This window comes from Streptococcus sp. HCA-5024 (assembly GCF_037890265.1).
Taxonomy (GTDB): Bacteria; Bacillota; Bacilli; order Lactobacillales; family Streptococcaceae; genus Streptococcus; species Streptococcus lingualis.
The window spans coordinates 305988-331556 of the sequence record NZ_JBBKBR010000002.1 but is presented as its reverse complement, the minus strand read 5'-3'; the positions used below and the strand labels follow the sequence as shown (position 1 = coordinate 331556).

Below are 25569 nucleotides of genomic sequence, written 5' to 3'. Positions count from 1 at the left end.
CCTCTATAAACTTTCAAGCCAGGCCTCATCTTCTACCTGGATTCCTAATTCTTGTGCTTTGGTTAACTTGCTACCAGCGTCACTACCTGCAACGACCAAATCTGTTTTTTTGGAAACCGATCCAGTTACCTTAGCGCCCAGACTTTCTAATTTTGCCTTTGCTTCTGAACGTGTGAGTCGCTCTAGCTTCCCAGTCAAAACGACTGTCATTCCTGATAGGGCTGCATCAGCAGCGACTTTCTCACCAAGATAAGCCATATTGACACCAGCTTCTTTAAGCTCTTGCAATAGGCGCTTGGATCCTTCTTGTGCAAAATAAGACTTGAGGCTTTCAGCCACGACCATACCGAGACTATCAATACCTGCAATCCGTTCTGGATCAGCTGTAGCCAGTTGATCGAGGTCATGGAATTCTTGGAGTAAGATTTGACTGACCTTGCTTCCGACATGGCGGATCCCCAAACCAAAGAGTAATTTCTCAGCTGAGTTCTCTTTTGAAGCTTGAATGGCTTCATAGAGTTTTTCAGCAGATTTTTCTTTAAAGCCTTCCAAGGTCAATAGGTCCTCGACTGTCAGACGATAGATCCCAGCTACATCCTCTACCAACTGTGCTGCGAAGAGTTTCTCTACGACAGCTGGACCCAAGCCTGTGATATTCATAGCATCCCGACTTGCAAAGTGGTTCAATCCTTCCTTGATCTGCGCTGGACAGAGTGGATTGATACAGCGAAGGGCCACCTCATCCTCAAAATGAAGCAACTCACTCTGGCAGCTCGGACAATGAGTTGGAATGGCTAATGCTTGATCAGAGACTCGCTTATCTTTAACAACACGCAAGACCGCAGGAATGATATCACCAGCCTTGTAGACAATGACGGTATCATCCTGATGAATATCTTTTTCGGCAATATAGTCCACATTGTGTAAGGTTGCCCGACTAACAGTGGTTCCGGCTAGCTGGACTGGAGTTAGATTGGCAGTTGGCGTCACGACTCCGGTCCGTCCAACCGTCCAATCGACTGATAAAATTTTTGCTTCTTTTTCTTCAGCTGGAAACTTATAGGCGACAGCCCATTTAGGAGCTTTTACGGTAAAGCCTAGTTCTTCTTGAACAGCTAGGTCATTGACCTTGATGACGATCCCATCGATATCGTAGGGAAGATCCTCTCGAAGCTGAGCTACTTTTTGGATGAAGTCCCAAATTTGCTCCATATCCTCAGCCAGCACTCGCTCTTGGTTCACGACAAAGCCTAAGCGGGCTAATTTCTCAAGCACGCCTTCCTGACTGCTTTGATCAGTTGGACTCACTTCTTGATACAAGAAGGTTGCGAGATTTCGCTTGGCCACGATTTTCGTATCCAATTGGCGAAGCGTTCCTGCAGCAGCATTCCGCGGATTAGCAAACTCCGGCTCGCCGTTTTCTTGACGGATCTGATTGACCCGATCAAAGGAAGCCTGTGGCATATAGCACTCGCCTCGAACCGTGATGTTCACTGGCTCTGGTAACACCAAAGGAATATCCTTGACCCGCTTGAGGTTCTCTGTAATATCCTCACCGACAGAACCATCCCCACGTGTCGCTCCTGTTACAAGGACACCATTTTCATAGGTGAGGGAAATGGACAAGCCATCGATTTTCAGCTCACATACATAGCTGATAGAAGGAAATTCCTTACGGACACGCTGATCAAAGGCTTCTAATTCTTCACGCGAAAAAGCATCCTGCAAACTATAAAGGGGATACTGGTGCTGGTATTTGGTAAAGCCTTTTAAAACCACCCCACCTACACGGTGAGTTGGACTCTCTGGTAAGATCTCATCAGGATGAGCGGTTTCTAGTTCCACCAACTCCCGATATAATTGATCATATTCACTATCTGAAACAGATGGAGCGTCTTTTGTGTAATACTCGTAAGCATATCGATTGAGTAATTCCACTAATTCTTTCATTCTGGTTTTCATGTTCTTATTTTATCATAAAATCTTAATTTAGCCTTGAATTTACTGCATTCTTAGCATTAAAAAAAGGGGCTGGGACAAAAGTCCTAGCCTCTCAATTATTTTTAGATTGTCGAGCAAGACGCAGTGGTTGAGTGGGCTCTACTACGCTGATTTCATCAGCTTTTACAGCCCTACTCAACTGTGCGGAGGTGAGACGACGAAATCGAATTCTAAGGAATTACCGATTTCTGTCCCACTCTCTTCTTATTTTGTAAAATCGATCCGTTTAGAAAGTTGATTGATCACAATCGCTCCAAAAATCAAGGATGCGAATTCACCCAATCCCATAGTCAACCAGTTATAGAAGAATGGTTGGCCTTGAAGGTAGTATAGTTCCAAGGCAATCGTAAACATGGAGATGGAAAAGAAAATCGCAAACAAGAAATGGTCCAAGCGAATAAGACCGTCAAACAAGAACTTGTTTTTGAATCGACCAAATAGAATGAGTCCAAGTCCTAAGAAGACAAAGGTTGAACCTCCACCGACAAAGACATCGATCCATCCAAAACTAAATAAGTTAGCAATCATACAACCAAGCGTCACCGCAATCAAGTACTTCTTATTGTAAAAAGCTAAGAAATTCATCATTTCCGAAACACGGAATTGATAGCCATAGTAGGCCATAGCGTTGAGAGGTGGGGTAATGGTCAATACGATATAAATCGCAGCAACAATGGCAATTTGTGCCATATCACGAGCAGTTAACTGTTTCATTTATTCTCCTTTAGCGGTTTTCCCGCGTGTAATATGCTTGGCGAAAGGATCTTAAGCACCAAGGGTTGAAGGTTTGATTTCTTCAACCTTTCAAGTATAGCATATTTTGAGGTTTTATGGTAGACTGAATTTATGAAAACGCTAATTAAAAAATTTTTTGATAATGAGATTTTATCCTATCTATTTTTTGGAGTTGCCACAACCATTGTTTCTGTCGGAACCCGTCTCTTCATCTATCATGTGTCTCGTGATGAACGATTAGCGACAGCTATTGGAAACATTGCTGGGATCCTCTTTGCCTTTGCGACCAACGATACCATTGTCTTTAAACAAGAAAGAAAGGGCTGGTTTCAGCGCTTGATCCGATTTGCAATTGCGCGCTCTGGGACCTTTATACTGGATATGGCCTTGACCGAGATTTTTGTCAAGCAATTCCCAGGAATTATCGGGCAATTTGTCCACAATAACAAAAGCCAGATCAATCTGATTGAAACCCTCTTTGCACAAGTGGCCATTGTGGTCCTCAATTACGTCTTTAGTAAACTCTTTGTCTTTAAAAATAAAAACAAGGCTTGAAACGATTGTTTCAGCCTTATTCTTTTAAACTTCTATACTTGCATGCTCTGCACTTAATTGATAGATGGTGCCTTCAACCCCAAAATAATCCTTGGCTAGATCTTTCAATTCCTGCATAGCTGTTTGGGCTCGTTTGGCCTGCTCCTCATTGATGGCTTCAATCACCAAAATAGCGTCCTTGGTATCTTCTGTTAACATGGTTCTTTGAGCCTCACGCCAATTCAAACAACGGCAAACAGCTCCTTCTTGATCGTAGTAGATGATCTCCCCTTCCAAAGCTGGCGCATCTTCTTCAGCACCTAATGGAAAGAAAGGTTCGCCTCCTTTCGCTTGTCCTAGAGAGAGTCCACCCACCAATTTATCCATATCTTCTCCCCCACAAGGAAGGGCATAAGCCATCGACACGCTATTGTAAAGATCCACCAAAGGATTAATCGGATAGAATTCACGTCCCTGGTGAACCCGTTTTAAGAGTGCTTCGATGGAAGATCGGGCTCCTTTTTTTGTTTTAAACTTGCTAAAAGCTTGGCGCCACTCTTGAACGAACTCACTCTGGGTATAGTTTTCTTCATCAATAAATTCCCATGCTCTCTTGGTACCCTTGTCCAACAATTCTTTGAAATAAGGATCCTTGGCTTCATCTACTGTATTATCAATACCATACAAGGACATCACTGTAATTCTAGCTGTTGGAAATAAATCCCAAAATGCTTGATCGACTGTCACTTTCATTGCTTTACCTCACTATAATTTCTTTTTTGACCTTTTTTGACTAGCTCCCAATCCAAGGTGATATTCTCACGAACTCGGATGAGATACTCCTCTAACTGTGCGACTTCTTCTTTGGAAAATCCTTTTAAGGCAGTTTTTTCAGAGTAAAGATGCTCCCCTAAAATGAAGGGGTAAATCTGCTTACCTTTTTCAGTTAATTCCCATTCCTTGATTTTAAGGTTTTCACCCCTTGGACGCTGCTGAATCAGTCCTCGTTCTTCTAGTTTTTTTACAGACCTTGCAACGGTGGATCGATCTACTTTCAAGACTTCAGAGAGTTCTTCCTGAATCATTCCAGGTTGCTCGGCAATTCGCACCAGGTAGAGGTATTGACCACGCGCCAGATCCAAATCTCGAAATTCAATATTTGCTATAGAATCCAGTGCTCTCGCAATGATGCCAATCTCACGCAAAATACTCATCTTACTCCTCCTTTCCTATTGACAATAGCATAACACATTTTTGTTGCAAATGCAATAAAGATAGATAAGAAAAAAAGAGGCTGGGACAAAAGTCCTAGCCTCTCAATTATTTTTGAATTGTCGAGCAAGACGCAGTCGTTGAGTGGGCTCTACTACGCTGATTCCATCAGCTTTTACAGCCCTACTCAACTGTGCGGAGGTGGGACGACGAAATCGAATTCTAACGAATTACCGATTTCTGTCCCACTCTCCCTTATTCCGTTTTTTCTTTTTTTATCAAGCGTAACCGAAGCTTTAATTTTTGTGAAACTTCTCTATGCCGAAAGTCCACTTCTTCTGATTTTAACTTAGAGACAATTTCTCCACTGCGCGTTTGGAACTTTGCTTCTCTAGCAAATTGGATACTGGCATTTAAAATACAACCAATAATCATGATTTTTGCCACCAAGATAAACCAGAACATGATGACCGCTAGGACGACCGAACCGAAGAAACGAGCATCTAAGAAATGACTCACATAACGATCCACATATTTCCAAAAGATATTCAAGATCGCATACAGGACAGCAACAACAAAGGTCGCCCCTGGCAATACATATCTAAATTTCGGAATTTTGACATTTGGAAGGGTGTAATAGAGCAAGACCAGACTAACAAAAAGCAAGAGATAGATGGTCGGCTCTGTCAAATTCAGTAAGCGCACATAAATCGTCCGATCAAATGAAAAGGTCTTATAGAGATAACGAACGATCATTTTCCCAAACATGGAAAGGATCAGCGAGAGTCCAAACAAGCCCTGCAAGGCAAAACTGATCAGAAAGCTAAAGAGTCGCCCCCAGATAATACCACGCTCCTTTTCCACCCCATAACTCTTGTTATAGGCTTTTTGGAGGTAGGCAATGCTCTGAGAGAAGATCCACAAAGCAGAAATAATCGAGAAACTCAGTAAGCCTGTCGAAGGTTTGGTCAAGACACTCGAAATCATCTGTGCCACTATTCGATATAAGGAGGATGGCAAAACTTTCTGTAAGCTTAAAAGAATCTGAGTTGGACGAATATGAAAGTAAGGCAGAATATTGGCTGCAATCAGCATCAAAGGGAAAATGGAGATCAGCAAATAATAGGCAACCGCAATGCTAGTGATATCAGACTCTGCACTCTGATAAAATCGCACGAAGCCTTTTATAAATGGCTGTCCCAGTATTTTTTGTAGGACCTTTTTCATTCGTCACCTCCCCATTTTACTAAAAAAGAGCAAAGAGCGAAACCAGACACTTGCCTTCAGCTCCATTCTTTCCTCTCTATTTTTTAGTATGTTCCTTCTTCACCTTGACTAGTCAAGATCACTGGACCATCTTTTGTAATCACAAATTGATGCTCGTATTGACAAGAAAGGCCACCGTCAAGGGTCTTATGGGCCCAACCAGTTTCCATATCTGTATCAATCTCCCAAGTACCGGTATTAATCATTGGCTCAATCGTCAAGACCATCCCTTCACGTAAGCGAAGACCGCGTCCAGCACGACCATAATGTGGGACCATTGGTTCTTCATGCATGGTAGGCCCGACACCGTGTCCGACCAAATCACGCACCACGCCATAGCCTTTGCTTTCCGCATACTCTTGAATCGCTGCGCCAATATCTCCCAAGCGATTACCTACGACCGCTTTCTCAATTCCCTTATAGAGACATTCTTTGGTCACGTCCATCAAATCTTTGACTTCTTGCGAAACATTTCCAACCGCATAAGCCCAGCATGAATCAGCTAAACCACCGGTATAGGACTCTGTATATTTTTTCACTTGCGCCACATTATCAAAATCCAATTTTGAAACATCTAAAACAGACTTATCCAGCGGTTCAGACAAGACCATGTCTACCTTGAGGAGATCACCATCTTTGAGAATGACGTGACGTGGAAAAGCATGGGCTACTTCGTCATTCAAACCACAGCAAGTCGCATAAGGATAGTCCATGAGACTACCTTCTACACCGATTTGAAGCGGCAAGACATTGGCTTCTTTACAGCGACGACGGACATATTCTTCTACTTCCCATAGGTCAAGCCCTGGCTTGATCAAGTCACGTAATCCAATATGGATACTGGCAAGGAAATCACCTGCACGATCCATGGCTTCAATTTCACGTTGTGATTTTAATGTAATCATTGTCTCCTCATTTCTTTTTGTTTAATTAATCTTAATTGTAATGGTTGCTTTCGCAACTAGCTGCATATCTAAATACAAGCTAAAATCAACCAAGGCCGAACGTCTGGTTCTCCGAACAAGTTGTGGTTCAATGCGGATCACATCATCCACCTGCACAGCCTGTAAAAAATTGATGATCAACTGTTCGACAATCAAGCTACGCCCACTGTGTTGCATCATCTTGCGAATAATCTTCATCAGCACTTCGATCATGACCCCATTGGCCAAAACACCGCTTTTCTCCAGCATACTTGGCTCCACTGTGAATTGGTAATGGTCGTTCTCTGTCTGAATCTTTTGACCGATCTGCTCACTAAAGGTTGGTAAGCTCGAAAACTGCACCTTGCTAATCCGATCCATGACATCCCGACGCGTAATAACCCCCAGCAAGGTCTGGTTATTACGAACAACAGGAATCATTTCATAATCTTCAGCGATCATCCGTTGGCTAATCGTCGCAATGCTGGTGGACAAATTAGTGGTAAAAATGGTCCGTGACATCACCTTATCAAGGGTCGTCTGAGGCGCCTTATCTCCAGCATCTCTCATGGTTACGACGCCCACTACCATCTGGTGCTGATTGACAACCGGAAAACGACTAAAGCGATTCTTTCGAACCAAATCTAAATAATCCCGGACCGTATCCGTCTCAGAAAGATAGCCGTACTCATGGAAGGGCCGATAGACCTGCTCGACTGTCAAGATATCCGTCTTGATCTGCATATTAGACAAGGCCTTATTGATCATAGTCGCGACGGTATAGGTATCGTGTGAAGTTCGGATGACTGGGATTTGTACCTGATTGGCCAGATCAATCACATCCTCACTCACTTCAAAGCCACCTGTCACTAAGACCGCATTGTCATGTTTAAGAGCCAATCGTTGGATGCTAGTACGGTCACCCACGATCAAAAGCCCACCTTCAGACACATAGTCTAGGACGTGCTTTTCTGTCATGGCACCGATGTAAAATTTATTAAATTCTTTTTCGAGTCCCTCTTCACCTGCTAATATTTCAGAGCCGGTGATTTCTAAAATTTCCCGATAGGTCAAATGCTCTAGGACAGCTTTTTGCGATTTGACACGGATGGTCCCGCTTCTAGGACGCGTTTCGACAATTCCTTGATTTTCAGCTTCTTTAATGGCACGATAGGCCGTCCCATCACTGACATTCAAAAAATTGGAGATACTGCGGACACTGACCCGTTTTCCAATCGGTAATTTTTCGAGATAGTCTAAAATCTCTTGGTGTTTACTCATAGAAGTCCCCTCTACCTAGGCGGAAATCATAATAATCGCGCATTTTACGCGTATAACGGTCACTCCCCTTAAATTGACGAAAGAGACGAAAGCCAGCCTTTAAAGCGACCTTTTGACTCCCTGCATTTTCAACATGGGTGACAATCTTAAGCTCCTTCAGTTGAAATTTCTCAAATGAGAGATAAACCAACTCTTTGACCGCTTCAGTCATGAGGCCCTTTCCCCAAAAATCTTTGCGTAAAAAGTAGCCTAACTCAGCCTCACCCTTGATTTCATCCAACTTTTCAAATTTGATGGAGCCGATCATCTGATTGGTTTCCTTATCACAGATGGCCCAAACCCCCAAAGGATTTTTCATGAAATAGTTGGCTAGTACATACTGGGTTTCAGCAAGATCGGCTTGTGCAGGAAAGATAAATTGTAGGTTATCAGGATTCGAAGCAATCTTATAAAAATCTTCCGCATCCTCAAAGAGAAAAGGTCGTAAATACAACCTTTGTGTTTCAATTAGTGAATAGGCAGCTAAGTGCGTCCAAATATTCATCTCAAACTCCATTGTTCGTGTATCCAGCTGCCACTATCAGATCCCTAGCTCTGTCACTATTCCTCTACCAACTGGATATTTGCTCCAAGTTGGGTCAATTTATGAATAATATCTGAATACCCGCGAAGGATGTATTCCACATTTGTAATTTCTGTTGTTCCAGAAGCCATGAGACCTGCGATCACTAAAGCCGCACCAGCTCGAAGATCCGTCGCTTTCACACTGGATCCTGTCAATTGATTTGGCCCTTCATAGATAATGTGGTCGTTCAAGGTCGAAATAGCAGCCCCCATTTTAGCCAATTCTGGCACATGGTTGACCCGCTTTTCATAAATAGTATCAACAATTCGACCACGTCCTGTAGCAGTTAAGAGCAAAGGTGTGATCGGTTGCTGTAAATCAGTCGCAAAACCAGGATAAGGAGAAGTTTTGATCTGGATCGCCTTCAAGCCTGTTTGTTTTTCCACAAAGATGCTATCTTCAGAAATGGTCATGCGCACACCCATTTCCTCTAACTTGGCAATATAGCTCTCTAAATGCTCGTACAAGACATTATTGATCTGGATGCCTTCTCCGATAGCAGCCGCAAGCGAAATATAGGTTCCTGCTTCGATGCGATCAGGAATAACCTGATGTCTCGTCCCATGCAAATGCGGAACACCATCAACGATAATGATATCCGTCCCTGCTCCCCGAATATGGGCTCCCATATTGTTAAGCAAGGTTACCACATCGATAATTTCAGGTTCACGAGCAGCATTTTCGATCACTGTCCGACCTTCAGCCTTGACCGCCGCCAAAATCGTATTGATCGTTGCACCAACACTAACAGTGTCCATGTAGATATTCGCTCCTTGGAGAGGCTTGCCGTCTGTCGCAAGCTTCATACTAGAGCCATCCATGGTCATAGCAGCTCCCATCGCTTCAAAGGCCTTCAAATGCAAATCGATCGGACGCGGGCCAAGATCACACCCGCCAGGTAGTCCAACCGTTGCTTGACCGTAGCGCCCTAATAAACTGCCATAGAAATAATAGGAGGCACGGAGACTATTGATCTTTCCAAATGGCATGGGCATATCCTTCACCCCACGAGGATCAATGATCAAACTGTCTTCTTTGCGCTCGATCTTAGCGCCCATGATGGTCATGATGTCAATCAAACTTGCCACATCTGAGATATCTGGCACCCCATCAAGGGTCACAATATCATCCGCCAGAATGGTTGCAGGAATCAGGGCCACTACGCTGTTTTTTGCACCACTAATGGTCACCTCTCCTTTTAGAGGGCGACCACCATTTATTACAATTTTTTTCATCTTAATAATTCATTAGCTCTTTCAAGTCTTTTTCCTTTTACTATCGTTATTTTCAACGGAAATAAAAGGGACAACGTATTTAAAATACTGCATCTATTATACCACAGATCGCCCTATTTTTCCATCTGTAGGAATTTTCAACACGAAAAAAAGCTAGGATCATCTTGACCCTAACTTTTCCATTTCAACGAATTATTTTACAGCATCTTTCAAGGCTTCCACCTTGTCCAAACGTTCCCATGGAAGGTCGATATCTGTCCGTCCCATATGGCCATAAGCCGCTGTTTGACGATAGATTGGACGTTTCAAATCCAGCATTTGGATAATCCCTGCAGGACGAAGGTCAAAGATTTGACGCGCTGCTGCTTCTAATTTGCTTTCAGCAACTGTTCCCGTACCGAAGGTATCGATCCGAACAGAGACAGGTTGAGCCACCCCAATGGCATAAGCCAATTGCACTTCTGCTTTCTTAGCAAGACCTGCCGCTACGATGTTTTTGGCAATGTAGCGAGCTGCATAAGAAGCTGAACGGTCCATCTTAGTCGCATCCTTACCAGAGAAGGCACCACCACCGTGACGTGAATAACCACCATAGGTATCCACGATGATTTTACGACCAGTCAAACCTGAGTCTCCTTGAGGTCCTCCGATAACGAAACGACCTGTTGGATTGATGAAGAATTTAGTCTCATCATCCAGGTAAGAAGCTGGAATGACTTCTTTGATAACCTTGTTAATCACATCTTCATGGATTTGCTCATTGCTCACTTCTGGATCGTGTTGAGTTGAAATAACAACCGTATCCACGCGTACTGGGCGGTCGTTTTCATCGTACTCAACCGTAACTTGTGACTTGGCATCCGGACGAAGATAGCTGATTTCACCAGACTTACGAAGCTCTGCCAAACGACGAACCAACTTGTGACTGAGTGAAATTGGTAATGGCATGAGTTCTTCTGTTTCATCCACCGCAAAACCAAACATGAGACCTTGGTCTCCTGCTCCGATCAAATCAAGTGGATCTTGATCTGCATTTCCACGTACTTCCAAGGCTTCATTAACCCCTTGGGCAATATCAGGAGATTGTTCCACCAAAGATGGGTGTACTCCTACAGTTTCAGCTGAGAATCCATATTCCGTATTGGTATAACCAATCTCTGCAATGGTATCACGAACCACACGGTTAATATCCACATAAGCAGTCGTTGAAATCTCACCAAAGACATGCACGGAACCAGTATAAACAGCTGTTTCCGCAGCCACGTGAGCTTCTGGATCTTGCTCTAAAATAGCATCTAAAATAGCATCTGAAATTTGGTCTGCAATCTTATCTGGATGCCCCTCAGATACAGATTCAGACGTGAAAAGTTTACGTTCTGACATAAAAATGTCCCCCCTTAAAAAATATTGTTATAGAGTTACAAAGTACTGATAGAAGATTTCTACCACCTTATCGGGACCATATAACACTTCATTATAACACATTACATATGATATGGAAAATGATTTTTCAAAAAGCCCATTAAATCAGCTTTTTCGGTCTATGCACTACCTAGTTAAACTGACTTAAACATTCCTCAAAGTTCCTAAAAAGTTCACAAAAAATACCCCGTAGGATATCTATCAATTGACGAGTTCAGCAGGCAAGATCTAGCACTCTCACACGGTGCTTTTTTTATCTTCAAAAATGGTAGGCGTCCGCGTACCAATGGGTACTCGAAAACCTACCACCTACTTAAATGATAACAGTTCTTTAAAAATTTTCAACCCTATCTACTTTAATCAGTCTCCATTTTTAAATAATATACCTCCAATAAATACCAGGACTCCTAAAACCAAGGATAAAATATTTGGACCTGTCCAATAAGGATCTAGCGTACCTATGATGGAAACAATAAATAAGACGGCTGATGTATTTAAGAGACCCACATTTCCATTCCTCATAGCTATGAAAAGGATGAAAGTCGCAATCATAAAACAAATATAATGGATGGCACCAATATATAAGATCAGTAGATACATGGGGTTTCCTAAAAATAAAGGAAAAATCATAATACCAAGGTGGCAGACTGCTATTATAAGGGCGCTCCATAACCAAGGCGACTGAAGAATAATTCTTTTTGGCGAATTTTCTTCATCATTGTTTGATCGTATCTCAGCATTCAACTGATCGTGTACATCTATGTCTCCTTCTACTTGAGGGTATTCCATCTCTGGTTTAGTTTCAATAGATGATAGATCTTGTACTTTCACCTTGGACTCCCAGCCATCTGCAACTTTCTCAAGCAAACCAAAAACACGACAAACAATATAAATCGATAGGAGAAGATAAAAGAGACCGTAAAAGCTTATACGAGAGATGAAAGAGTATACTATACCTATTTCAACAAGGGAAGATAAAATGAGTAAAAGAGAAGAGACTTTCTGAAGTTTCTCACTTGTACTTGTGATCATAACATTAATCAGAAGTAAAAACATTAACTCCATTACACTGTATCGAAGTGTAAAAGCGTAAATATCACTCGTTCTATCCATACCAATCAATATAAATAGTGGAGAAATATTTGTAGAGGAAACAAATAGTACTAAATAAGCTATCGATGATTTCCAACCATCTTTACTTTTCCAATTGTTTAAAAGCTCCCTCATTTCTACATTCTTTATAAGCAAGCAAATCCATATTAAACAAATGATATTTAGCACAAAGGAAATGTTCATCAGATTTGTTGGGGAGAAAGGTGGTAAAAAAAACATCAGTAGTTGGGTAATTGAGAGGAGAAGAGCAGCTATCAATCCTTCAACATTTAAACGCTGATTCATGATTCTCCAAATTACCCAGCAAATAATCATTCCATTCCATATAGAAAAAATACTAGAGACAGTGAACAGTGGTGTATTTCCATTTAAATTTTGGGGACTATAGTTCACTACTATACTACTACCATAAGAAACAAGATAAAGAATTGCTTCAAAAATTAACAGTATACCATACCATTTTTTTCTAGACATAGATTCTCCTCCACTTTCTAAGAACAGTATTTAACGATTCATTTATTTAAATTATAACACAATTTGTAACCGTTTTCTTCGTGCGTTATCAGTACTAAATAAATAAAAAAGATAGGATTGAACACCCTACCTCCTATCATCACTCTTCATTTTTTAACAATACAGTTCCAATCAATACCAGCACTTCTACCACAAGCGGTGGTATATGATTAATCACCCAATCCGGATCACCCGCAGCAATAAATGAAAAAACATAAATAGCTACTGCTATAAAAAGAGTTGCTTTATTGGCATTCACTATTCCATTCCAAAGCAGGATGGTTGCAATCACAAAACTAATCATATGGATTCCCAAAAAGTACAAAAAGCCACCAGCCCACGCTCCCATTGAAAAGAGACCTAATAAAAGTAAAATTGTATAAACAATGGCCAAGAACAAAGCAATAGAAAGGATTACAGAATTTCCAATTCTCTTCTCTGGCTTCATTTCATTGTTCGGAAAAAGACTTTCATCTGAAGCATATGCCTCATTTTTTTATCTACTTCAGGATTTTTTTGTTGATCTGTCAACTTTCTCCTAACATTTTTAGTTATTCTTTCAAATAATAGCGCTTAAAAATAGAGCGGAAGAACTGATTTAACTATCTCTTTGATCGACCCGAATACTTTTTATTGAGTAGAGTTGACCATACCCATTTTTTAATTAAGAGCTTTTCTCTTCTTCAACTAAGAGTGTTCCAATTAAAACCAGAATACCTAGCAGTAACGGAGCGATTCGAAAAATTTCCCAATCTAGTTCAAAACCCAAGATGATAGACAGCAGATAGAGTCCAACACTCGTATAGAGGAGGCTTTTATTCCCCTTCTTCATCCCTAGTCCAAGTAAAATGGTTCCAATAGCAACACCTAAGAAGTTTGGTGTTAGAAAAATCAACAACATGAAAAATCCCAAAATATTAAAGAAAAAGACAAACAATACAAGATAGATAATGGATAAGTAAAATGTCACTGAAAGAAGAATAGAATGTAAGCTATTTTCTTTTGGAGGATTCTGAACAGATACAGAATTGGGATAATCTTCACTGATCTTACTATGTTCTTTATTTTCCTCAAGATGTTTCTCTTGGTTTGTCATCATTTTCTCCTACCTTTCTTATATTTTTATGTTTTTCCTTTAACACCATTATACTTGATTCCATTATTCTTTTCATGATAGCCATCTATTCAATGCTATCTCTTAAACATTAATTTGGACAGGTTTCCAATTAGATTGCTAACATATCATGAAATAGGCTGGAAATCTTCCCTAAATAAAATCAGCCTCTGCAATAGCTCTTTTCACTTCTTCAATTGGTAAATTGACCAGTTCTACTTCTTTTTCACGGTATAGGTATTCGGCATATTCATCGATGCGGTATTGATGGATATAAACGACTCGCTTGCAACCGACTTGAAGCAACTGCTTGGTGCAATTGAGGCAAGGAAAATGCGTCACATAAGCTGTAAAGCCTTTGGGAATCCCACGTTCAGCTCCTTGCAAAATAGCATTGACTTCCGCATGAATCGTCCGGACACAATGTCCCTCGACCATGAGGCAGCCATCCTCTAGACAATGATCTGTCCCAGAAACGGACCCATTATAACCTGTTGCAATGACCTTATTATCCTTTACCAGTACAGCCCCAACCTTAGCTCGATTACATGTCGCACGATTCGAAATCAGTAAGGCCTGTGCTGCAAAATATTCATCCCATGCTAGTCGATTGTGTGTCACCTTTATATCCTCCATCTCTCCTCATATCGGTTACGATTATTTTCATTATAGCATGAAATCAGCAAGAAAAAAAGGCTGAGGAAAACTCCTCAGCCTTGTAAACATTATTTACCAAGTTTTGCTTTAGCTGCATCTGCAAGAGCTGTGAAAGCTGCTGCATCGTTAACAGCCAAGTCAGCAAGCATTTTACGGTTAACTTCGATCTCAGCCAATTTCAAACCATGCATCAATTGTGAGTATGAAAGTCCGTTCAAACGAGCTGCCGCATTGATACGTGTGATCCACAATTTACGGAAGTCACGTTTCTTTTGACGACGGTCACGGTATGCATAGTAGTAAGAGTTCATTACTTGTTCTTTTGCAGTACGGAACAAGATATGTTTAGCTCCATAGTAACCTTTAGCTAATTTAAGAATACGTTTACGACGTTTGCGTGATACAACGCCACCTTTAACACGTGCCATTTATATTTCCTCCAATATTTCCTAGAATTCTTTACTTACGAATACGCGATTATTTCAAGCGAGTAAGCATTGCTTTGATACGTTTGAAATCTCCTGAATGCACCATAGATGCTTTACGAAGATGACGACGTTGTTTCTTAGTTTTTCCGTGGAAACGGTGAGAAGTGTAAGCACGGAAACGTTTAAGTCCACCAGAACCTGTACGTTTGAAACGTTTAGCTGATGCGCGGTGTGTTTTTTGTTTTGGCATGATATTTTCTCCTTTTTTTAACTTTCTGACAGATTATTTCTTGTCAGTTGCTGGCGCCAATTGCATGAACATTTGACGTCCATCCATCTTAGCTCGTTGTTCGATGATTGCCACATCTTGTGTCGCTTCAGCGAAGTCGGCTAAAACTTTAGCACCAATCTCTTTGTGGGTAATCATACGACCCTTAAAGCGAATGGATACCTTCACTTTATTTCCTTTTTCAAGGAATTTGCGAGCATTGCGAAGTTTTGTATCGAAATCACCCTTGTCAATCACTGGGCTCAAACGAACTTCTTTTACGGTCACAACGCTTTGTTTTTTGCGTTGTTCTTTTTGCTTCTTCTGATACTCAAATTTGAACTTACCGTAGTCCATAATTTTCGCAACAGGAGGTTTAGCTTGAGGTTGAATGAGAACCAAGTCAACATTAGCGTCGTCCGCAAGTGCTTGCGCTTCGCTAAGTGGTTTGATACCCAATTGCTCACCTTCAAGACCGATTAAGCGAACTTCACGTACACGAATTTCATCATTGATGAATAAGTCTTGCTTTGCTATGGTTTTCACCTCTTTTTTATTATTCGAGAAAAACAAAGAACGGACCTGCAAAACAGGCCCGAACTACATGATGTATTTCATTACTGAAACTTGATCCGTAGGGGCCAGGCAACTTGCGTCACAAGGCGAGAAGTTCTCACTTCTGCTTTTCTCAACTTTTATATGATATCAAGTTTTTTATTCTTTGTCAAGAAGTTTTTTTGCTTTTTCTTCAATAAAGGCAACAACATCTGCAATTCCAACACCCGTTGTGTCAAAATGAATGGCATCAGCTGCAGGTTTCAAAGGAGAAACGGTACGGTGGCTGTCCTTATAGTCACGCTCAGCGATTTCTTTTTTCAACAATTCAAGATCCGCTGTGATGCCCTTTTCAACATTTTCCTTATAACGACGTTCTGCCCGCTCCTCTACCGAAGCGACCAAAAAGATCTTCAACTCTGCATGTGGAAGGACGACCGTCCCAATATCGCGACCATCCATAACGATGCCCCCCTCTGCTGCAATTTCTTGCTGTAGAGCGACAAGTTTTTCACGGACTGGCGCAAGTGCTGCAACCCATGAAACATTGTTGGTCACTTGGTTATCGCGAATTGGGTGGGTAATATCCACATCTGCTACAAAGACAAGCTGCTCTCCTTCTTCTGAACGACCGAAACTAATTGGATACTGATCCAAAAGGGCTAAGAGGTCATCAACCTGTTCAGCTGTCAGATTATTTTGCAAAGCTAGGTAAGTCGCTGCACGGTACATAGCTCCTGTGTCTAGATACGTATAGCCTAGATCCTTGGCAATGATCTTTGCAACTGTAGATTTTCCACTAGAAGCCGGTCCATCAATGGCAATTTGAATTTGTTTCATGCTGTCCTCAACTCCTACTGAATTTTAACGACATCACCAGGATTGGCATACCATGATCCTGTAGACATGTGAGATGGATTTAACTGTTCCAATTGGGCAATGGAAATACCAGCACGCGCAGCAATCGCTGCTTCCCCTTCACCTGCTTGAACAGTGATTGTACCTTCTTCAGAGTTCTCATCTTTTGAACTATCGTCTTTAGCCGCTTGGTCAGTTTGTGCTGCAGGGGCTGATGATTTCTGTTCAACCTTAGTCTCTCCATTGTAGAAACCAGACATTTGTTTTGATTTATTGCTGCCACCTGTTGAAAGGAAAATCAACAAGCAGACCATCGCTACTACTACTACAAAGAAAATAATCGCTAAAATCGTCAATAGACGATCTGCCTTGATTCCGTTTAACTTACTCGTTCTTTTCAATGTTTCTTCTCCATCATCGTAAATATCTTCTTCCCATGGTTCTTTTGCCATGACTTCCTCCTTGTTTTTTCTCGTAAAAATCATTACAATAGAAGTATGAAAGTTACGTTAATTCCAGATCGTTGCATCGCTTGCGGTCTCTGTCAGACCTATTCTGAATTATTTGATTACCATGACAATGGCATCGTTAAATTTGCTGCTGAAGAGGACAACCTCCTTGAAAAGGAAGTTCCTGTCACAAACGATGTTCTCGAGGCTATCAAAGAATGCCCCACTCATGCTCTCTTAAAAGATTAAGAGGGCTTTTTATTTGTCTGCATAATACATCTCGTAGTAATCCACATGGATGAAATTGTCCGTCAGGATTACTTCTCCCTTAAAATAAGGATTTAAGGCAAGCGCATTGATAAAGTATTTTTTCGGCCATTTACGCATACAGAATGTCCGACTGCGCGAACCATCATTAAATATGAGCTTGATCGATTTCTTATTTACTTCGACCTTTTCAATCGAGTCAATCTTCACCTTGATTGGAGTAAAAGGATTAGCTGTAATAATCCGCAAGATCCCATCCTCATAGATCGTGAAGTAACGATGGACCCCAATCGCAAGCAAGACCATAAATAAAAAGAACGAAAACAAAACTAGCGTTGGCACACTAGAGCTCTCATACATCAAGGCCAGTCCAATAAAGACCGGAATCACTGCAATGGACCAATAAGTCACAAGAATAGATAAGTCCGGTTGCCAATGATAATGGACCTTTCCAAATATCTTAATCATGAGCGTACCCCCATCTAATAGTTTAGCATAAAAAACAAAAAAAAGGGAGCCAGACAGCCAAAATCACAAAGATTTTTACCTGCTAGCTCTCCTTTTAATTGGATTTATCAGTTGGAACTTTAAAGAAGTCTTTAGAAAGGTAACCTTTTCCACTAATCAAGTCGTATTCAACCATTTTCAAATCCTCTGCAATTTCTTGCGCTTCTCCTTCTAAGGCCTTTTTATCGACACTTGCTTTTTTCAATACTTCTGTCAACAAAGCATAGTAAGGCGAAACTTTTGAATTGGTCTGTTCAAAAACCATAGCAGAGAAATCACTTGAATTGACCAAAGGATAATTCAATTTTGGAGCATCAAAATTACTCCAAATGAAGTAATCTGTCTGATACTGACTCTCCGGATTATTCTTAAAGGCGGACTCAGGATAGAGACCTGGCAAGTGATCCCCATAAAATACCACTGTAATCTTCTTATCTATTTTAGAAAGACTTTCCAAGAAGGATTGGGTGGCGGTGTCAGTTTGTGAAAGCATTCTCACATACGATGATAAAGATTTGTTTTGTCCATCCGAAAAACCTGGATAACTTGCATTCATATCTATGGGATTCGGTTCAGTCCACGGAGTATGGTTCTGCATTGTAATCACAGAGAAAAATTGACTATTCTTATTCAGATTTTCTTCAATTAAGTGATAAGTTGAATCATCACTATAATTCCCACCAACATTATATCCTTTATTTCCTTTGTTTCCATAATGTATAAATTTATTAAATTTTAAATTCCCATATATTACATTTCTTGAATAATTACTAGGGCTTGCAATATGAATAACATCTCGATTCTTAGGTTCAAAATAATTACTTATAGACGGAAAATATTTCATATTAGGTGCTACTTGAGTATATAGAATAGAAATGCTTGGAGAAAGGTTGTACATTGGCAATCCTGTTAACGTTTGAAATTCCATATTAGCAGTCCCACCTCCATACCCATCAGATTTCATCAATCCACTAGTTGTTCTGCTCTTGATTCCTTGAATTTTAGGAATTGGATTTGATGAAACTTGAACTTTTTCTATTCTTGATGGATCTGAAAAACTTTCACTTAATACATAAATTACAGTTTGTTCATTGATGAATTGATTTCGATATTTATTTATTTCTACTGATTTTAAATGGTACTTTTCTTCAATCTTTTTAATAGAAGTTTTACTGTACTTTTCAGGTTTATGCATAATATCGGATGTCATCTGAGAAAACCATACATAGCTATTTGATTTCATTTGCGCATTAACTGTATTTCCAAACCATGCAATATCATACCGATTATTTAAGTTTGCTAATACTGGAATATGTTCACTCATTTTACCATCTTGCCTATTTTTAAAGGAATAGTAGACAGTAGTAAAGAAAAATAGAATAAAAAGAATTGTTACAAATCTAACCAATTGTGCTTTAAATATTTTACCATAAAGAAAAATATCTTTAAAAAACCAATAAATTAATGAAAAGAAAACTATTAATACAAAAACATATAAATAAGAACTTGATCCAACAAATCCTAAAAGTGATCCTGGATTTTTCAACCAACTTAAATCACTTGGTAACAATGGTTCTTGGCGGAACTGATATTTTAAATAACTTGAAATTGAAATTCCAATAATAAGCAATATATTTATGATGGTGGTCAACAGATACTCGTTGATAATAGAGTACAGAAACAAAAACACAGCAAAAAAAATGCTAATTTGAAACAGTGTAGCCCCAGGAAAAATGTGTTTTTCCATTACGATTACATCTGTTCGTATACTATATTGAAGAAAATAATTTAATAGTATAGAAAAAACAACACTCGTAAGAACCACCAAGCCAAATCCCGGTTTATTATTTTCTAATTCATTTATCCCTTTTACAATATAACAAGAAATAAAGAAAACAATGATAACCAAGGTTAAAATCAGTTTATCTAGTTCTATTAAAGTAGGAATCGTAAGTTTTATAATATTATTTTCAAGAAATTGAGTAATGAAATTACTCCCCATTACGGCGTTAAAAAATTTACTATCAGTAAAACAAAAAGCTGTTAAAGAAAATGCATAGAAAATAAATGTATATATTTCTCGATCATTCGAAATTGGAATTAGATATTTTTCAAACAATGGGAAAAATACAGAAATCAAATAATGATAGACAAAAGCGAATATAAAAATTAAAGCAATATAAAATATGAAATCTGTTTGAAGAAAAGAGGATTGCAAGCTCTTAAAAAAATTAAACTGTTTTTCATTTACTCTTAGACTAGCATCAAGTATATATGAAAATAATAAATACAATCCATAGATCACTCCTAATTTAATAAAAAATTTCTTATTCCAAATTTTTGACAATATCATTCCCAAATAGAGACTAGAAATACCGATTAATAATATTGAAATATTAAAATAAGAAACCTCTTGTATACGATAATGTGACTTTACTGTAAACTGCATATTAATAACATTTAAAATTAATAATGCAAACGCAAGAGAGAATAGAATAATTTTTAGAATACGTTTTTTAAGATAGTTATTATAAAAGCTATAAATCTTATTTAAATCCATTATCCTTTTCTTCCTATTGTTCTTTTAATTTTGTTTCGCACTTTTTTTAATAAAGTGTATCTTTCTGTTTGTTCATTTTCAACAGAAAAAAATTCTATTGAAGAATAGACACTATTTAAAATTTCAATTGGAAATTCTGAAACTTCCCTTATTTTATTTTTTAACTGATCAGCTTGAAGAGGATGCGCCTGAATTGCTTTAACTTTTAAAACTGGAACACGATGTTCTAATATTTTAAAAGGTTTATAGTAAGAAAAATCAGGATGAACCATTTCATCAGAATTTTCGTGCAAAGTATTAAAAACCACTTGATAGTTAAAACCTGATTTTTTTAATTTAGATGTCAATTTAGTTTCATAGCGATCAATTACTTGTCTAACATTTTCAAAATTTTTGATACTCATCCAAAATTTTTGAAAAACCTTAGATGATACTACCGCTTGAGAATAAGATACAAAATAACTTTGCACATGTTCTCGAAAATATTTTGTTTTTTTAAAGTTTGTCATTCCCCAAAAATCACAATCTATAGCGGATTCAAATGATCTAAAATAAGGTTCTAATGGCCAAAGAGGACCTATACAAGTGTCATTCATCAATGTCACAGAATCATACTTTTCCAAATGATCAAAACCAACGTATTCCATTCCATCTCGCCAAGCTGCAAAATCAAATCCAATATTTGCTCTTTGAATAATTTCAGTTATTCCAATCATTTCTAATTTTCTCATGTAATTCTTTTCTAAATGACTGTTGGATATTAAAATTACACGAGAAAAAAGTGGTTTTATTTTCTCTAACTGATAAAGAACATGCTCACTGACCTCATCAAATTTATTATAATGAATGTACAAAAGAATTCTATTCATCAACTAAAGTCTCCCAATGACCATTCCTCTGAATCAATCCAGTAGCAGAGTCTTTTGCAGAAATATCATCATCAGAAATATCTGTTCGATTTAACAAAATTATAGGTGAATTATCTCCCTTTGCAAATGCAAGCATTGTATTCGAACTATCTCGTACAGAAACTTGAAGTTTTAATTTGATATCATTCAAGCTTGATAAACTACATGAGTAACGGAAATTCTTTCTCCCTTTTCCAGCTGTCAAAAAATCTAAAGAATTATCGTTATATACCCAAAGTCCGCGGTCAATTTCAGTTAGTGAGAAAGCTATGTAAGTTTTAATTTCCTGATTAACATCATATGACACCTCGAACTCAATGGGAACTTCAGGACTTGACATTTTATTCGAAAGCAATTTTATATTTAAATTGCTTACAGCTGAATCCTCAACTGTAACATCATCATTCGAAACCCTTTGATTTGATGCATTATCATAACTATATTGATTTGCAACATCGTCAGGGTTTCCAACTACTTTAACCAAGCCATTTTCAATTAAAACAGCTTTATTACAATATTTTTTTACGGCATTCATATCATGGGTAACAAGAATCGTCGTCTTACCTGATTTTTTACGTTCCATAAAGTAATCATTACACTTGCGTTGGAAGGCCTCATCTCCTACTGCGAGGACCTCGTCCAAAATCAAGATATCGCCTTGGGCCTTAATCGCGACCGAAAAAGCTAGACGAACCTGCATGCCTGATGAGTAGTTCTTGAGTTTTTGGTTCATGAATTCATGCAACTCAGCAAACTCTACGATATCTTCATACATGGCATCAATCTCAGCTGTTGAAAAACCAAGCATTGCCCCATTCATGTAGACATTTTCACGGCCTGTCAGCTCGGGGTTAAAACCGACACCAAGTTCGATAAAGGATACCAGTTTCCCATCAATCGTGACGGAACCTTTTTCCGGCACATAGATTTCTGAGATAATTTTTAAGAGAGTCGATTTTCCAGAACCATTTCGACCTACGATACCATAAAAATCACCTTTTTCAACCTCAAAAGATATATCACGTAAAACTTCTTGTTTCTTGTAACCCTTAATCCCCCTAAAACGGTTTACTAAAGTTGTTCGTAAACTTTGGGTTGATTCAGTTGGTAACTTAAAGTATTTACTGACATGGTCTACCTTAACTGCTACATTACTTGACATTATAAAATCTCCGCAAATCGTTTCGAATTTTTATTGAATACAATCAAACCAATCACAAAAATGAATACTGGAATACAATATGGAATACAAGCTATCATTTTATTATCAAAGATATCCCAACCACGTGGATTAACTGGATCAATAATAAAATGACGCATATCTTGTAGCATTTGAGCTATTGGATTCATCATCAACATTTTAGCAACTGCCAAATGATTTCGTTGCAATAAATAGGTAATCGAATAAATAATAGGACTGGCGTACATACCTGCTTGAAGAACAACTTCCCAAACCGGACCAATATCTCGATATTTAACAAATAAGGCCGATAGGATAAATGCACACCCAATAGCTAAGATTAACATCTCAATAAATAAAGGAATAATTATTAGAGAATGAATACCAAATGAAACATTATTTATGAGAGCAAATACAAATACTACTAAAAGATTAATAGAAAAATTAATTGCAGCTCCAAAAACTGAAGAGACAACAATTGTTTGCTTAGGAAAATTCAATTTGCGTAGCAAATCTCCTCTTGAAACAATAGACAACATTCCCATATTTGTTGCTTCCGTAAAGAACGTCCAAAAGATCATTGATAAAAGCAATCCAACAGCATAATGCGGTGTTCCATCATCAAATCTTAAAAAGCGAACAAATACCACATACATGATACTAAACATCATCAGGGGCTTTAAAATAGACCAAAGATAACCGATCGCTGATCCTTGGTAGCGTAATTTAAAGTCTGTTTTGATTAACTCTCGTAATAAAATTCGATTTTTCTGACTAAAAACGTCAAACATTATTTTTTACCTCGATATGCAAACTTTGTCAGAATCAAGCTGGTAAACACAACCGTATGAAAAGCCCGGTTCTTCCGGTAACCATACTGACGAATCCGTCTCAAACGTTCTTTTAGTGGAACATCCATAATGGTGACAAAGTTTTCAATGATTTCTTTAGTTTGTGAACTGACAGGCAGATCCAATAAATTTTTTGCTTGTTCTTGACTGGACTCGATGAGATTCCAATATTTAGCAAACAGAACATGAGGGCGAACCCAGTTTTTGACCCGTTTTCTAAGGGTACGAGCTCCCAGAACATTGCTACTGTGCTGACGGTACAATTCTGTCGGCTGATCGATATAGATGAGCTTCCCAAAGGCAGTTGCCAACAAGGCCAAGTACCAGTCATGCATAAGGAGGGCATGTTTTTCTTGACCCGTCCATAAGTCAGCCAGAGCGTGGTTAATCATGGCAACTCCGCCAGTTACCGTATTTTCCGTCAACTCTTGAATCAGTTCGGTATTGGCATGATCAGACTGGGTGCGAATCATACTCTCATGCTGCACATTCAAGTTTTCATCGACCACTTTTAAATCTGTGTAGACCAGCAAAGGCACTTCTTGAGGATGCTTCTCGGCTTCTGCTACTTGAAGAGCAATTTTTTCAGGAAGCCAGACATCATCTTGGTCACTGAAGCAATAAAGATCTGCTTTCTCATACTTCAAGAGGGCATGGAAGCTCTTGATAACACCGAGATTTTCGATAGCTCCTTGGTTGATAAAGCGAATGCGCTCATCCTGGGCCACCAACTCTTGAATGATCTCCACCGTACCATCTGTCGATCCATCATCTCGGATCAAGAGTTGCCAGTCTTGATAGGTCTGGTCTTGGATACTTTTGACCTGCTCTTTTAGATACTGTTCACCATTATAGGTGGACAACAAGATATTTACTTTCATAATAAGAATAATTCCTCGTACTCACCTACAATTTTTTCCCAGGTAAAGTTTTGCTTCATATTAGCCTTGGCACGTTGCCCCCATTCAGATACATCTTCTAAAGGATCGACCTGGTTAATTAAATGTGCCAAATTCCCAGTTTCTTTAGTCCAATAGTGAGCCGTATCCTTTGCAACCGTTTGGTTAAAGGAGACTCCTAAAACTAAATTCAGATCCGTATGAGCGAGAGCCTCTAGGAGCCCAGGATTAGTTCCGCCCACTTCATGACCATGGATATAGGCAAAGGCTTCTTTACGGATATACTTCAACAGGTCTTGATCATAGACCGTTCCTACAAACTTAACACGAGGATCCTGATCAAATCCAGTTCGAGCTCGGAGCTCCTCAAAATAAGGATTGCCTTCCTGGTTACAAATGATCACCAAATCCCGTTTGGTGGAAGAGGCCATAAATTCACGAATGGCGGTCTCATAATTATTTTCTGGAACAAAGCGGCCCAAAATTAGGTAATAGTTTTTCTCCTGAGTCTGCCATTTCTGATAGAATTCTCGGACCTTATTATCCTGACTGCTTAGGCTGGTTGGAGACAAGTCCGTCCCATAGGCAATATAGGTCGTCTTGGACCAAGGATAGGCTTCCTTGATATAAGACTCAATACCTGGGTTGTCAGAAATAACCAAGTCAGCATGGCGCGTCATGATCTTTTCAGAATACTTGAGATAGGCTTGGATCGGCTTGGCCCACTTGGCCCGCTTCCACTCTAGTCCATCTGGATTGATATAAAATCGTCCGCCTATCTTATGGATCTTGCGCGCAAAAGGCGCCACAAAGGCTCCAATTGTATTGCCCAAGACGTAAAAAATCGGCTGTTCAATTCCTTGTTTCTTAATAAGCTTCAAGGCATAGTTGATGGCCATCATATCATAAGCAATGACACGCGCAGGCCCAAGCTTAGGGGCTTTAATGGTAAAACAATCGACACCCTTGTAGTCAAAATGTTGATAAGCTTGATCATTAGAAAGGCAAGCAACATGGTACTGGATATCTGGAGACACTTGATGCGAAACCAATTGGTCCACAAAAGTCTCAAAACCGCCATATTGAGCCGGAAGTCCACGACTTCCGATAATAAAAACATGTTGCATAGAGTTCCCTTTCAAATCATTCACAGTCTATTCAATTATACCATTTTCTAGCCTTTTTGCCTAATCCAAACAGAAAAGGGA

At 39.3% G+C, this 25569-nt stretch carries 28 protein-coding genes, 1 riboswitch and 1 other annotated feature; of the genes, 2 read left to right on the top strand and 26 right to left on the bottom strand.

The features are described from left to right. Positions 1-3: 3 nt before the first annotated feature. The gene (gene ligA, locus WKT08_RS05205) at positions 4-1962 is read right to left on the bottom strand and encodes an NAD-dependent DNA ligase LigA (protein ID WP_340280533.1); all 1959 of its coding nucleotides are present in this window, start codon (positions 1960-1962) and stop codon (positions 4-6) included. Between the two features lie 243 nt (positions 1963-2205). Beyond that, a complete protein-coding gene (locus WKT08_RS05200; RefSeq protein ID WP_003006740.1) occupies positions 2206-2715 on the bottom strand; it encodes a QueT transporter family protein in 510 nt (169 codons plus the stop codon). After that, positions 2713-2819: riboswitch (PreQ1 riboswitch) on the bottom strand. It overlaps the preceding gene by 3 nt. 28 nt (positions 2820-2847) lie before the next feature. Here WKT08_RS05200 and WKT08_RS05195 point away from each other — a divergent pair. After that, positions 2848-3291 (top strand): GtrA family protein, encoded by a 444-nt coding sequence (locus WKT08_RS05195; protein WP_021153029.1) that lies wholly within the window; start codon positions 2848-2850, stop codon positions 3289-3291. 24 nt (positions 3292-3315) lie between these two features. On the opposite strand, the gene WKT08_RS05190 is transcribed toward WKT08_RS05195, so the two are convergent. The 17 genes from WKT08_RS05190 to WKT08_RS05110 form a co-directional block, all read right to left on the bottom strand. Next, positions 3316-4023 (bottom strand): B3/B4 domain-containing protein, encoded by a 708-nt coding sequence (locus WKT08_RS05190; protein WP_014713165.1) that lies wholly within the window; start codon positions 4021-4023, stop codon positions 3316-3318. Next, positions 4020-4484 carry a MarR family winged helix-turn-helix transcriptional regulator gene (locus tag WKT08_RS05185; RefSeq protein WP_070660317.1) on the bottom strand — a complete coding sequence of 155 codons (465 nt, stop codon included), beginning with the start codon at positions 4482-4484 and terminating at the stop codon, positions 4020-4022. The genes WKT08_RS05190 and WKT08_RS05185 overlap by 4 nt, the downstream gene beginning before the upstream one ends. Before the next feature lie 253 nt (positions 4485-4737). Next, positions 4738-5709 (bottom strand): YihY/virulence factor BrkB family protein, encoded by a 972-nt coding sequence (locus WKT08_RS05180; protein ID WP_155167791.1) that lies wholly within the window; start codon positions 5707-5709, stop codon positions 4738-4740. Positions 5710-5792: 83 nt separating this feature from the next. After that, positions 5793-6653: a methionyl aminopeptidase gene (locus WKT08_RS05175; protein ID WP_003015764.1), complete on the bottom strand. Its 861-nt coding sequence runs from the start codon at positions 6651-6653 to the stop codon at positions 5793-5795. A gap of 21 nt (positions 6654-6674) precedes the next feature. After that, entirely contained in the window at positions 6675-7952 is a 1278-nt protein-coding gene (gene spxR / locus WKT08_RS05170) for a CBS-HotDog domain-containing transcription factor SpxR (RefSeq protein WP_340280526.1), read from the bottom strand. After that, positions 7945-8496: a GNAT family N-acetyltransferase gene (locus WKT08_RS05165; protein ID WP_003003737.1), complete on the bottom strand. Its 552-nt coding sequence runs from the start codon at positions 8494-8496 to the stop codon at positions 7945-7947. Before WKT08_RS05165 ends, spxR begins: the two co-directional genes overlap by 8 nt. Positions 8497-8552: 56 nt before the next feature. Beyond that, a complete protein-coding gene (locus tag WKT08_RS05160) occupies positions 8553-9812 on the bottom strand; it encodes a UDP-N-acetylglucosamine 1-carboxyvinyltransferase (protein ID WP_340280524.1) in 1260 nt (419 codons plus the stop codon). A gap of 192 nt (positions 9813-10004) precedes the next feature. Then, positions 10005-11195, bottom strand: coding sequence for a methionine adenosyltransferase (gene metK, locus WKT08_RS05155; protein WP_340280522.1), 1191 nt, complete (start codon positions 11193-11195; stop codon positions 10005-10007). A 399-nt stretch (positions 11196-11594) separates the two neighbouring features. After that, positions 11595-12821 carry an ABC transporter permease gene (locus WKT08_RS05150; protein WP_340280520.1) on the bottom strand — a complete coding sequence of 409 codons (1227 nt, stop codon included), beginning with the start codon at positions 12819-12821 and terminating at the stop codon, positions 11595-11597. Between the two features lie 139 nt (positions 12822-12960). Continuing rightward, positions 12961-13308, bottom strand: coding sequence for a hypothetical protein (locus WKT08_RS05145; protein WP_340280518.1), 348 nt, complete (start codon positions 13306-13308; stop codon positions 12961-12963). Positions 13309-13524: 216 nt separating this feature from the next. Next, positions 13525-13959, bottom strand: a complete 435-nt coding sequence (locus WKT08_RS05140) for a hypothetical protein (RefSeq protein WP_340280516.1) — start codon at positions 13957-13959, stop codon at positions 13525-13527. Positions 13960-14127: 168 nt separating this feature from the next. Beyond that, positions 14128-14595 (bottom strand): deoxycytidylate deaminase, encoded by a 468-nt coding sequence (locus tag WKT08_RS05135; protein WP_049490930.1) that lies wholly within the window; start codon positions 14593-14595, stop codon positions 14128-14130. Positions 14596-14699: 104 nt separating this feature from the next. Then, positions 14700-15059 (bottom strand): 50S ribosomal protein L20, encoded by a 360-nt coding sequence (gene rplT / locus WKT08_RS05130; RefSeq protein ID WP_000124830.1) that lies wholly within the window; start codon positions 15057-15059, stop codon positions 14700-14702. Between the two features lie 49 nt (positions 15060-15108). Next, positions 15109-15309, bottom strand: coding sequence for a 50S ribosomal protein L35 (gene rpmI / locus WKT08_RS05125; protein ID WP_001125942.1), 201 nt, complete (start codon positions 15307-15309; stop codon positions 15109-15111). A 33-nt stretch (positions 15310-15342) separates the two neighbouring features. Further along, positions 15343-15873 carry a translation initiation factor IF-3 gene (gene infC, locus WKT08_RS05120; RefSeq protein WP_003003721.1) on the bottom strand — a complete coding sequence of 177 codons (531 nt, stop codon included), beginning with the start codon at positions 15871-15873 and terminating at the stop codon, positions 15343-15345. A gap of 16 nt (positions 15874-15889) precedes the next feature. Continuing rightward, positions 15890-16018, bottom strand: a sequence feature (ribosomal protein L20 leader region). Positions 16019-16041: 23 nt separating this feature from the next. Continuing rightward, positions 16042-16722: a (d)CMP kinase gene (cmk, locus tag WKT08_RS05115; RefSeq protein WP_340280512.1), complete on the bottom strand. Its 681-nt coding sequence runs from the start codon at positions 16720-16722 to the stop codon at positions 16042-16044. A 14-nt stretch (positions 16723-16736) separates the two neighbouring features. Beyond that, on the bottom strand, positions 16737-17192 hold the full coding sequence (locus WKT08_RS05110; protein ID WP_003006692.1) for an SAG1386/EF1546 family surface-associated protein: 456 nt from the start codon (positions 17190-17192) through the stop codon (positions 16737-16739). Between the two features lie 45 nt (positions 17193-17237). Here WKT08_RS05110 and WKT08_RS05105 point away from each other — a divergent pair, with 45 nt between their 5' ends. Further along, positions 17238-17438: a ferredoxin gene (locus WKT08_RS05105; protein WP_340280509.1), complete on the top strand. Its 201-nt coding sequence runs from the start codon at positions 17238-17240 to the stop codon at positions 17436-17438. A 9-nt stretch (positions 17439-17447) separates the two neighbouring features. Here the strand turns inward: WKT08_RS05105 and WKT08_RS05100 are convergent, their stop codons facing one another. The 7 genes from WKT08_RS05100 to cps2T form a co-directional block, all read right to left on the bottom strand. Beyond that, positions 17448-17924, bottom strand: a complete 477-nt coding sequence (locus tag WKT08_RS05100) for an EbsA family protein (RefSeq protein ID WP_003003650.1) — start codon at positions 17922-17924, stop codon at positions 17448-17450. A 94-nt stretch (positions 17925-18018) separates the two neighbouring features. Then, positions 18019-20523, bottom strand: a complete 2505-nt coding sequence (locus WKT08_RS05095; RefSeq protein WP_445330261.1) for an LTA synthase family protein — start codon at positions 20521-20523, stop codon at positions 18019-18021. Then, positions 20523-21392, bottom strand: a complete 870-nt coding sequence (locus WKT08_RS05090) for a rhamnan synthesis F family protein (RefSeq protein WP_340280507.1) — start codon at positions 21390-21392, stop codon at positions 20523-20525. Before WKT08_RS05090 ends, WKT08_RS05095 begins: the two co-directional genes overlap by 1 nt. Next, positions 21385-22593, bottom strand: a complete 1209-nt coding sequence (locus WKT08_RS05085) for an ABC transporter ATP-binding protein (protein WP_340280505.1) — start codon at positions 22591-22593, stop codon at positions 21385-21387. The genes WKT08_RS05090 and WKT08_RS05085 overlap by 8 nt, the downstream gene beginning before the upstream one ends. Continuing rightward, complete coding sequence (locus WKT08_RS05080) at positions 22593-23402, bottom strand: ABC transporter permease (protein ID WP_340280504.1); 810 nt, start codon at positions 23400-23402, stop codon at positions 22593-22595. The genes WKT08_RS05085 and WKT08_RS05080 overlap by 1 nt, the downstream gene beginning before the upstream one ends. Next, positions 23402-24343 (bottom strand): glycosyltransferase family 2 protein, encoded by a 942-nt coding sequence (locus WKT08_RS05075; protein WP_070673908.1) that lies wholly within the window; start codon positions 24341-24343, stop codon positions 23402-23404. Before WKT08_RS05075 ends, WKT08_RS05080 begins: the two co-directional genes overlap by 1 nt. Continuing rightward, positions 24340-25488 carry a beta 1-4 rhamnosyltransferase Cps2T gene (cps2T, locus tag WKT08_RS05070; RefSeq protein ID WP_340280503.1) on the bottom strand — a complete coding sequence of 383 codons (1149 nt, stop codon included), beginning with the start codon at positions 25486-25488 and terminating at the stop codon, positions 24340-24342. The genes WKT08_RS05075 and cps2T overlap by 4 nt, the downstream gene beginning before the upstream one ends. Between the last annotated feature and the right edge of the window lie 81 nt (positions 25489-25569).

Coding starts and splice junctions, on each gene's coding strand:
- ligA (WP_340280533.1), bottom strand. CDS start 1,962: ATGAAAACCAGAATGAAAGAATTAGTGGAATTACTCAATCGATATGCT.
- WKT08_RS05200 (WP_003006740.1), bottom strand. CDS start 2,715: ATGAAACAGTTAACTGCTCGTGATATGGCACAAATTGCCATTGTTGCT.
- WKT08_RS05195 (WP_021153029.1), top strand. CDS start 2,848: ATGAAAACGCTAATTAAAAAATTTTTTGATAATGAGATTTTATCCTAT.
- WKT08_RS05190 (WP_014713165.1), bottom strand. CDS start 4,023: ATGAAAGTGACAGTCGATCAAGCATTTTGGGATTTATTTCCAACAGCT.
- WKT08_RS05185 (WP_070660317.1), bottom strand. CDS start 4,484: ATGAGTATTTTGCGTGAGATTGGCATCATTGCGAGAGCACTGGATTCT.
- WKT08_RS05180 (WP_155167791.1), bottom strand. CDS start 5,709: ATGAAAAAGGTCCTACAAAAAATACTGGGACAGCCATTTATAAAAGGC.
- WKT08_RS05175 (WP_003015764.1), bottom strand. CDS start 6,653: ATGATTACATTAAAATCACAACGTGAAATTGAAGCCATGGATCGTGCA.
- spxR (WP_340280526.1), bottom strand. CDS start 7,952: ATGAGTAAACACCAAGAGATTTTAGACTATCTCGAAAAATTACCGATT.
- WKT08_RS05165 (WP_003003737.1), bottom strand. CDS start 8,496: ATGAATATTTGGACGCACTTAGCTGCCTATTCACTAATTGAAACACAA.
- WKT08_RS05160 (WP_340280524.1), bottom strand. CDS start 9,812: ATGAAAAAAATTGTAATAAATGGTGGTCGCCCTCTAAAAGGAGAGGTG.
- metK (WP_340280522.1), bottom strand. CDS start 11,195: ATGTCAGAACGTAAACTTTTCACGTCTGAATCTGTATCTGAGGGGCAT.
- WKT08_RS05150 (WP_340280520.1), bottom strand. CDS start 12,821: ATGTCTAGAAAAAAATGGTATGGTATACTGTTAATTTTTGAAGCAATT.
- WKT08_RS05145 (WP_340280518.1), bottom strand. CDS start 13,308: ATGAAGCCAGAGAAGAGAATTGGAAATTCTGTAATCCTTTCTATTGCT.
- WKT08_RS05140 (WP_340280516.1), bottom strand. CDS start 13,959: ATGATGACAAACCAAGAGAAACATCTTGAGGAAAATAAAGAACATAGT.
- rplT (WP_000124830.1), bottom strand. CDS start 15,059: ATGGCACGTGTTAAAGGTGGCGTTGTATCACGCAAACGTCGTAAACGT.
- rpmI (WP_001125942.1), bottom strand. CDS start 15,309: ATGCCAAAACAAAAAACACACCGCGCATCAGCTAAACGTTTCAAACGT.
- cmk (WP_340280512.1), bottom strand. CDS start 16,722: ATGAAACAAATTCAAATTGCCATTGATGGACCGGCTTCTAGTGGAAAA.
- WKT08_RS05110 (WP_003006692.1), bottom strand. CDS start 17,192: ATGGCAAAAGAACCATGGGAAGAAGATATTTACGATGATGGAGAAGAA.
- WKT08_RS05105 (WP_340280509.1), top strand. CDS start 17,238: ATGAAAGTTACGTTAATTCCAGATCGTTGCATCGCTTGCGGTCTCTGT.
- WKT08_RS05100 (WP_003003650.1), bottom strand. CDS start 17,924: ATGATTAAGATATTTGGAAAGGTCCATTATCATTGGCAACCGGACTTA.
- WKT08_RS05095 (WP_445330261.1), bottom strand. CDS start 20,523: ATGGATTTAAATAAGATTTATAGCTTTTATAATAACTATCTTAAAAAA.
- WKT08_RS05090 (WP_340280507.1), bottom strand. CDS start 21,392: ATGAATAGAATTCTTTTGTACATTCATTATAATAAATTTGATGAGGTC.
- WKT08_RS05085 (WP_340280505.1), bottom strand. CDS start 22,593: ATGTCAAGTAATGTAGCAGTTAAGGTAGACCATGTCAGTAAATACTTT.
- WKT08_RS05080 (WP_340280504.1), bottom strand. CDS start 23,402: ATGTTTGACGTTTTTAGTCAGAAAAATCGAATTTTATTACGAGAGTTA.
- WKT08_RS05075 (WP_070673908.1), bottom strand. CDS start 24,343: ATGAAAGTAAATATCTTGTTGTCCACCTATAATGGTGAACAGTATCTA.
- cps2T (WP_340280503.1), bottom strand. CDS start 25,488: ATGCAACATGTTTTTATTATCGGAAGTCGTGGACTTCCGGCTCAATAT.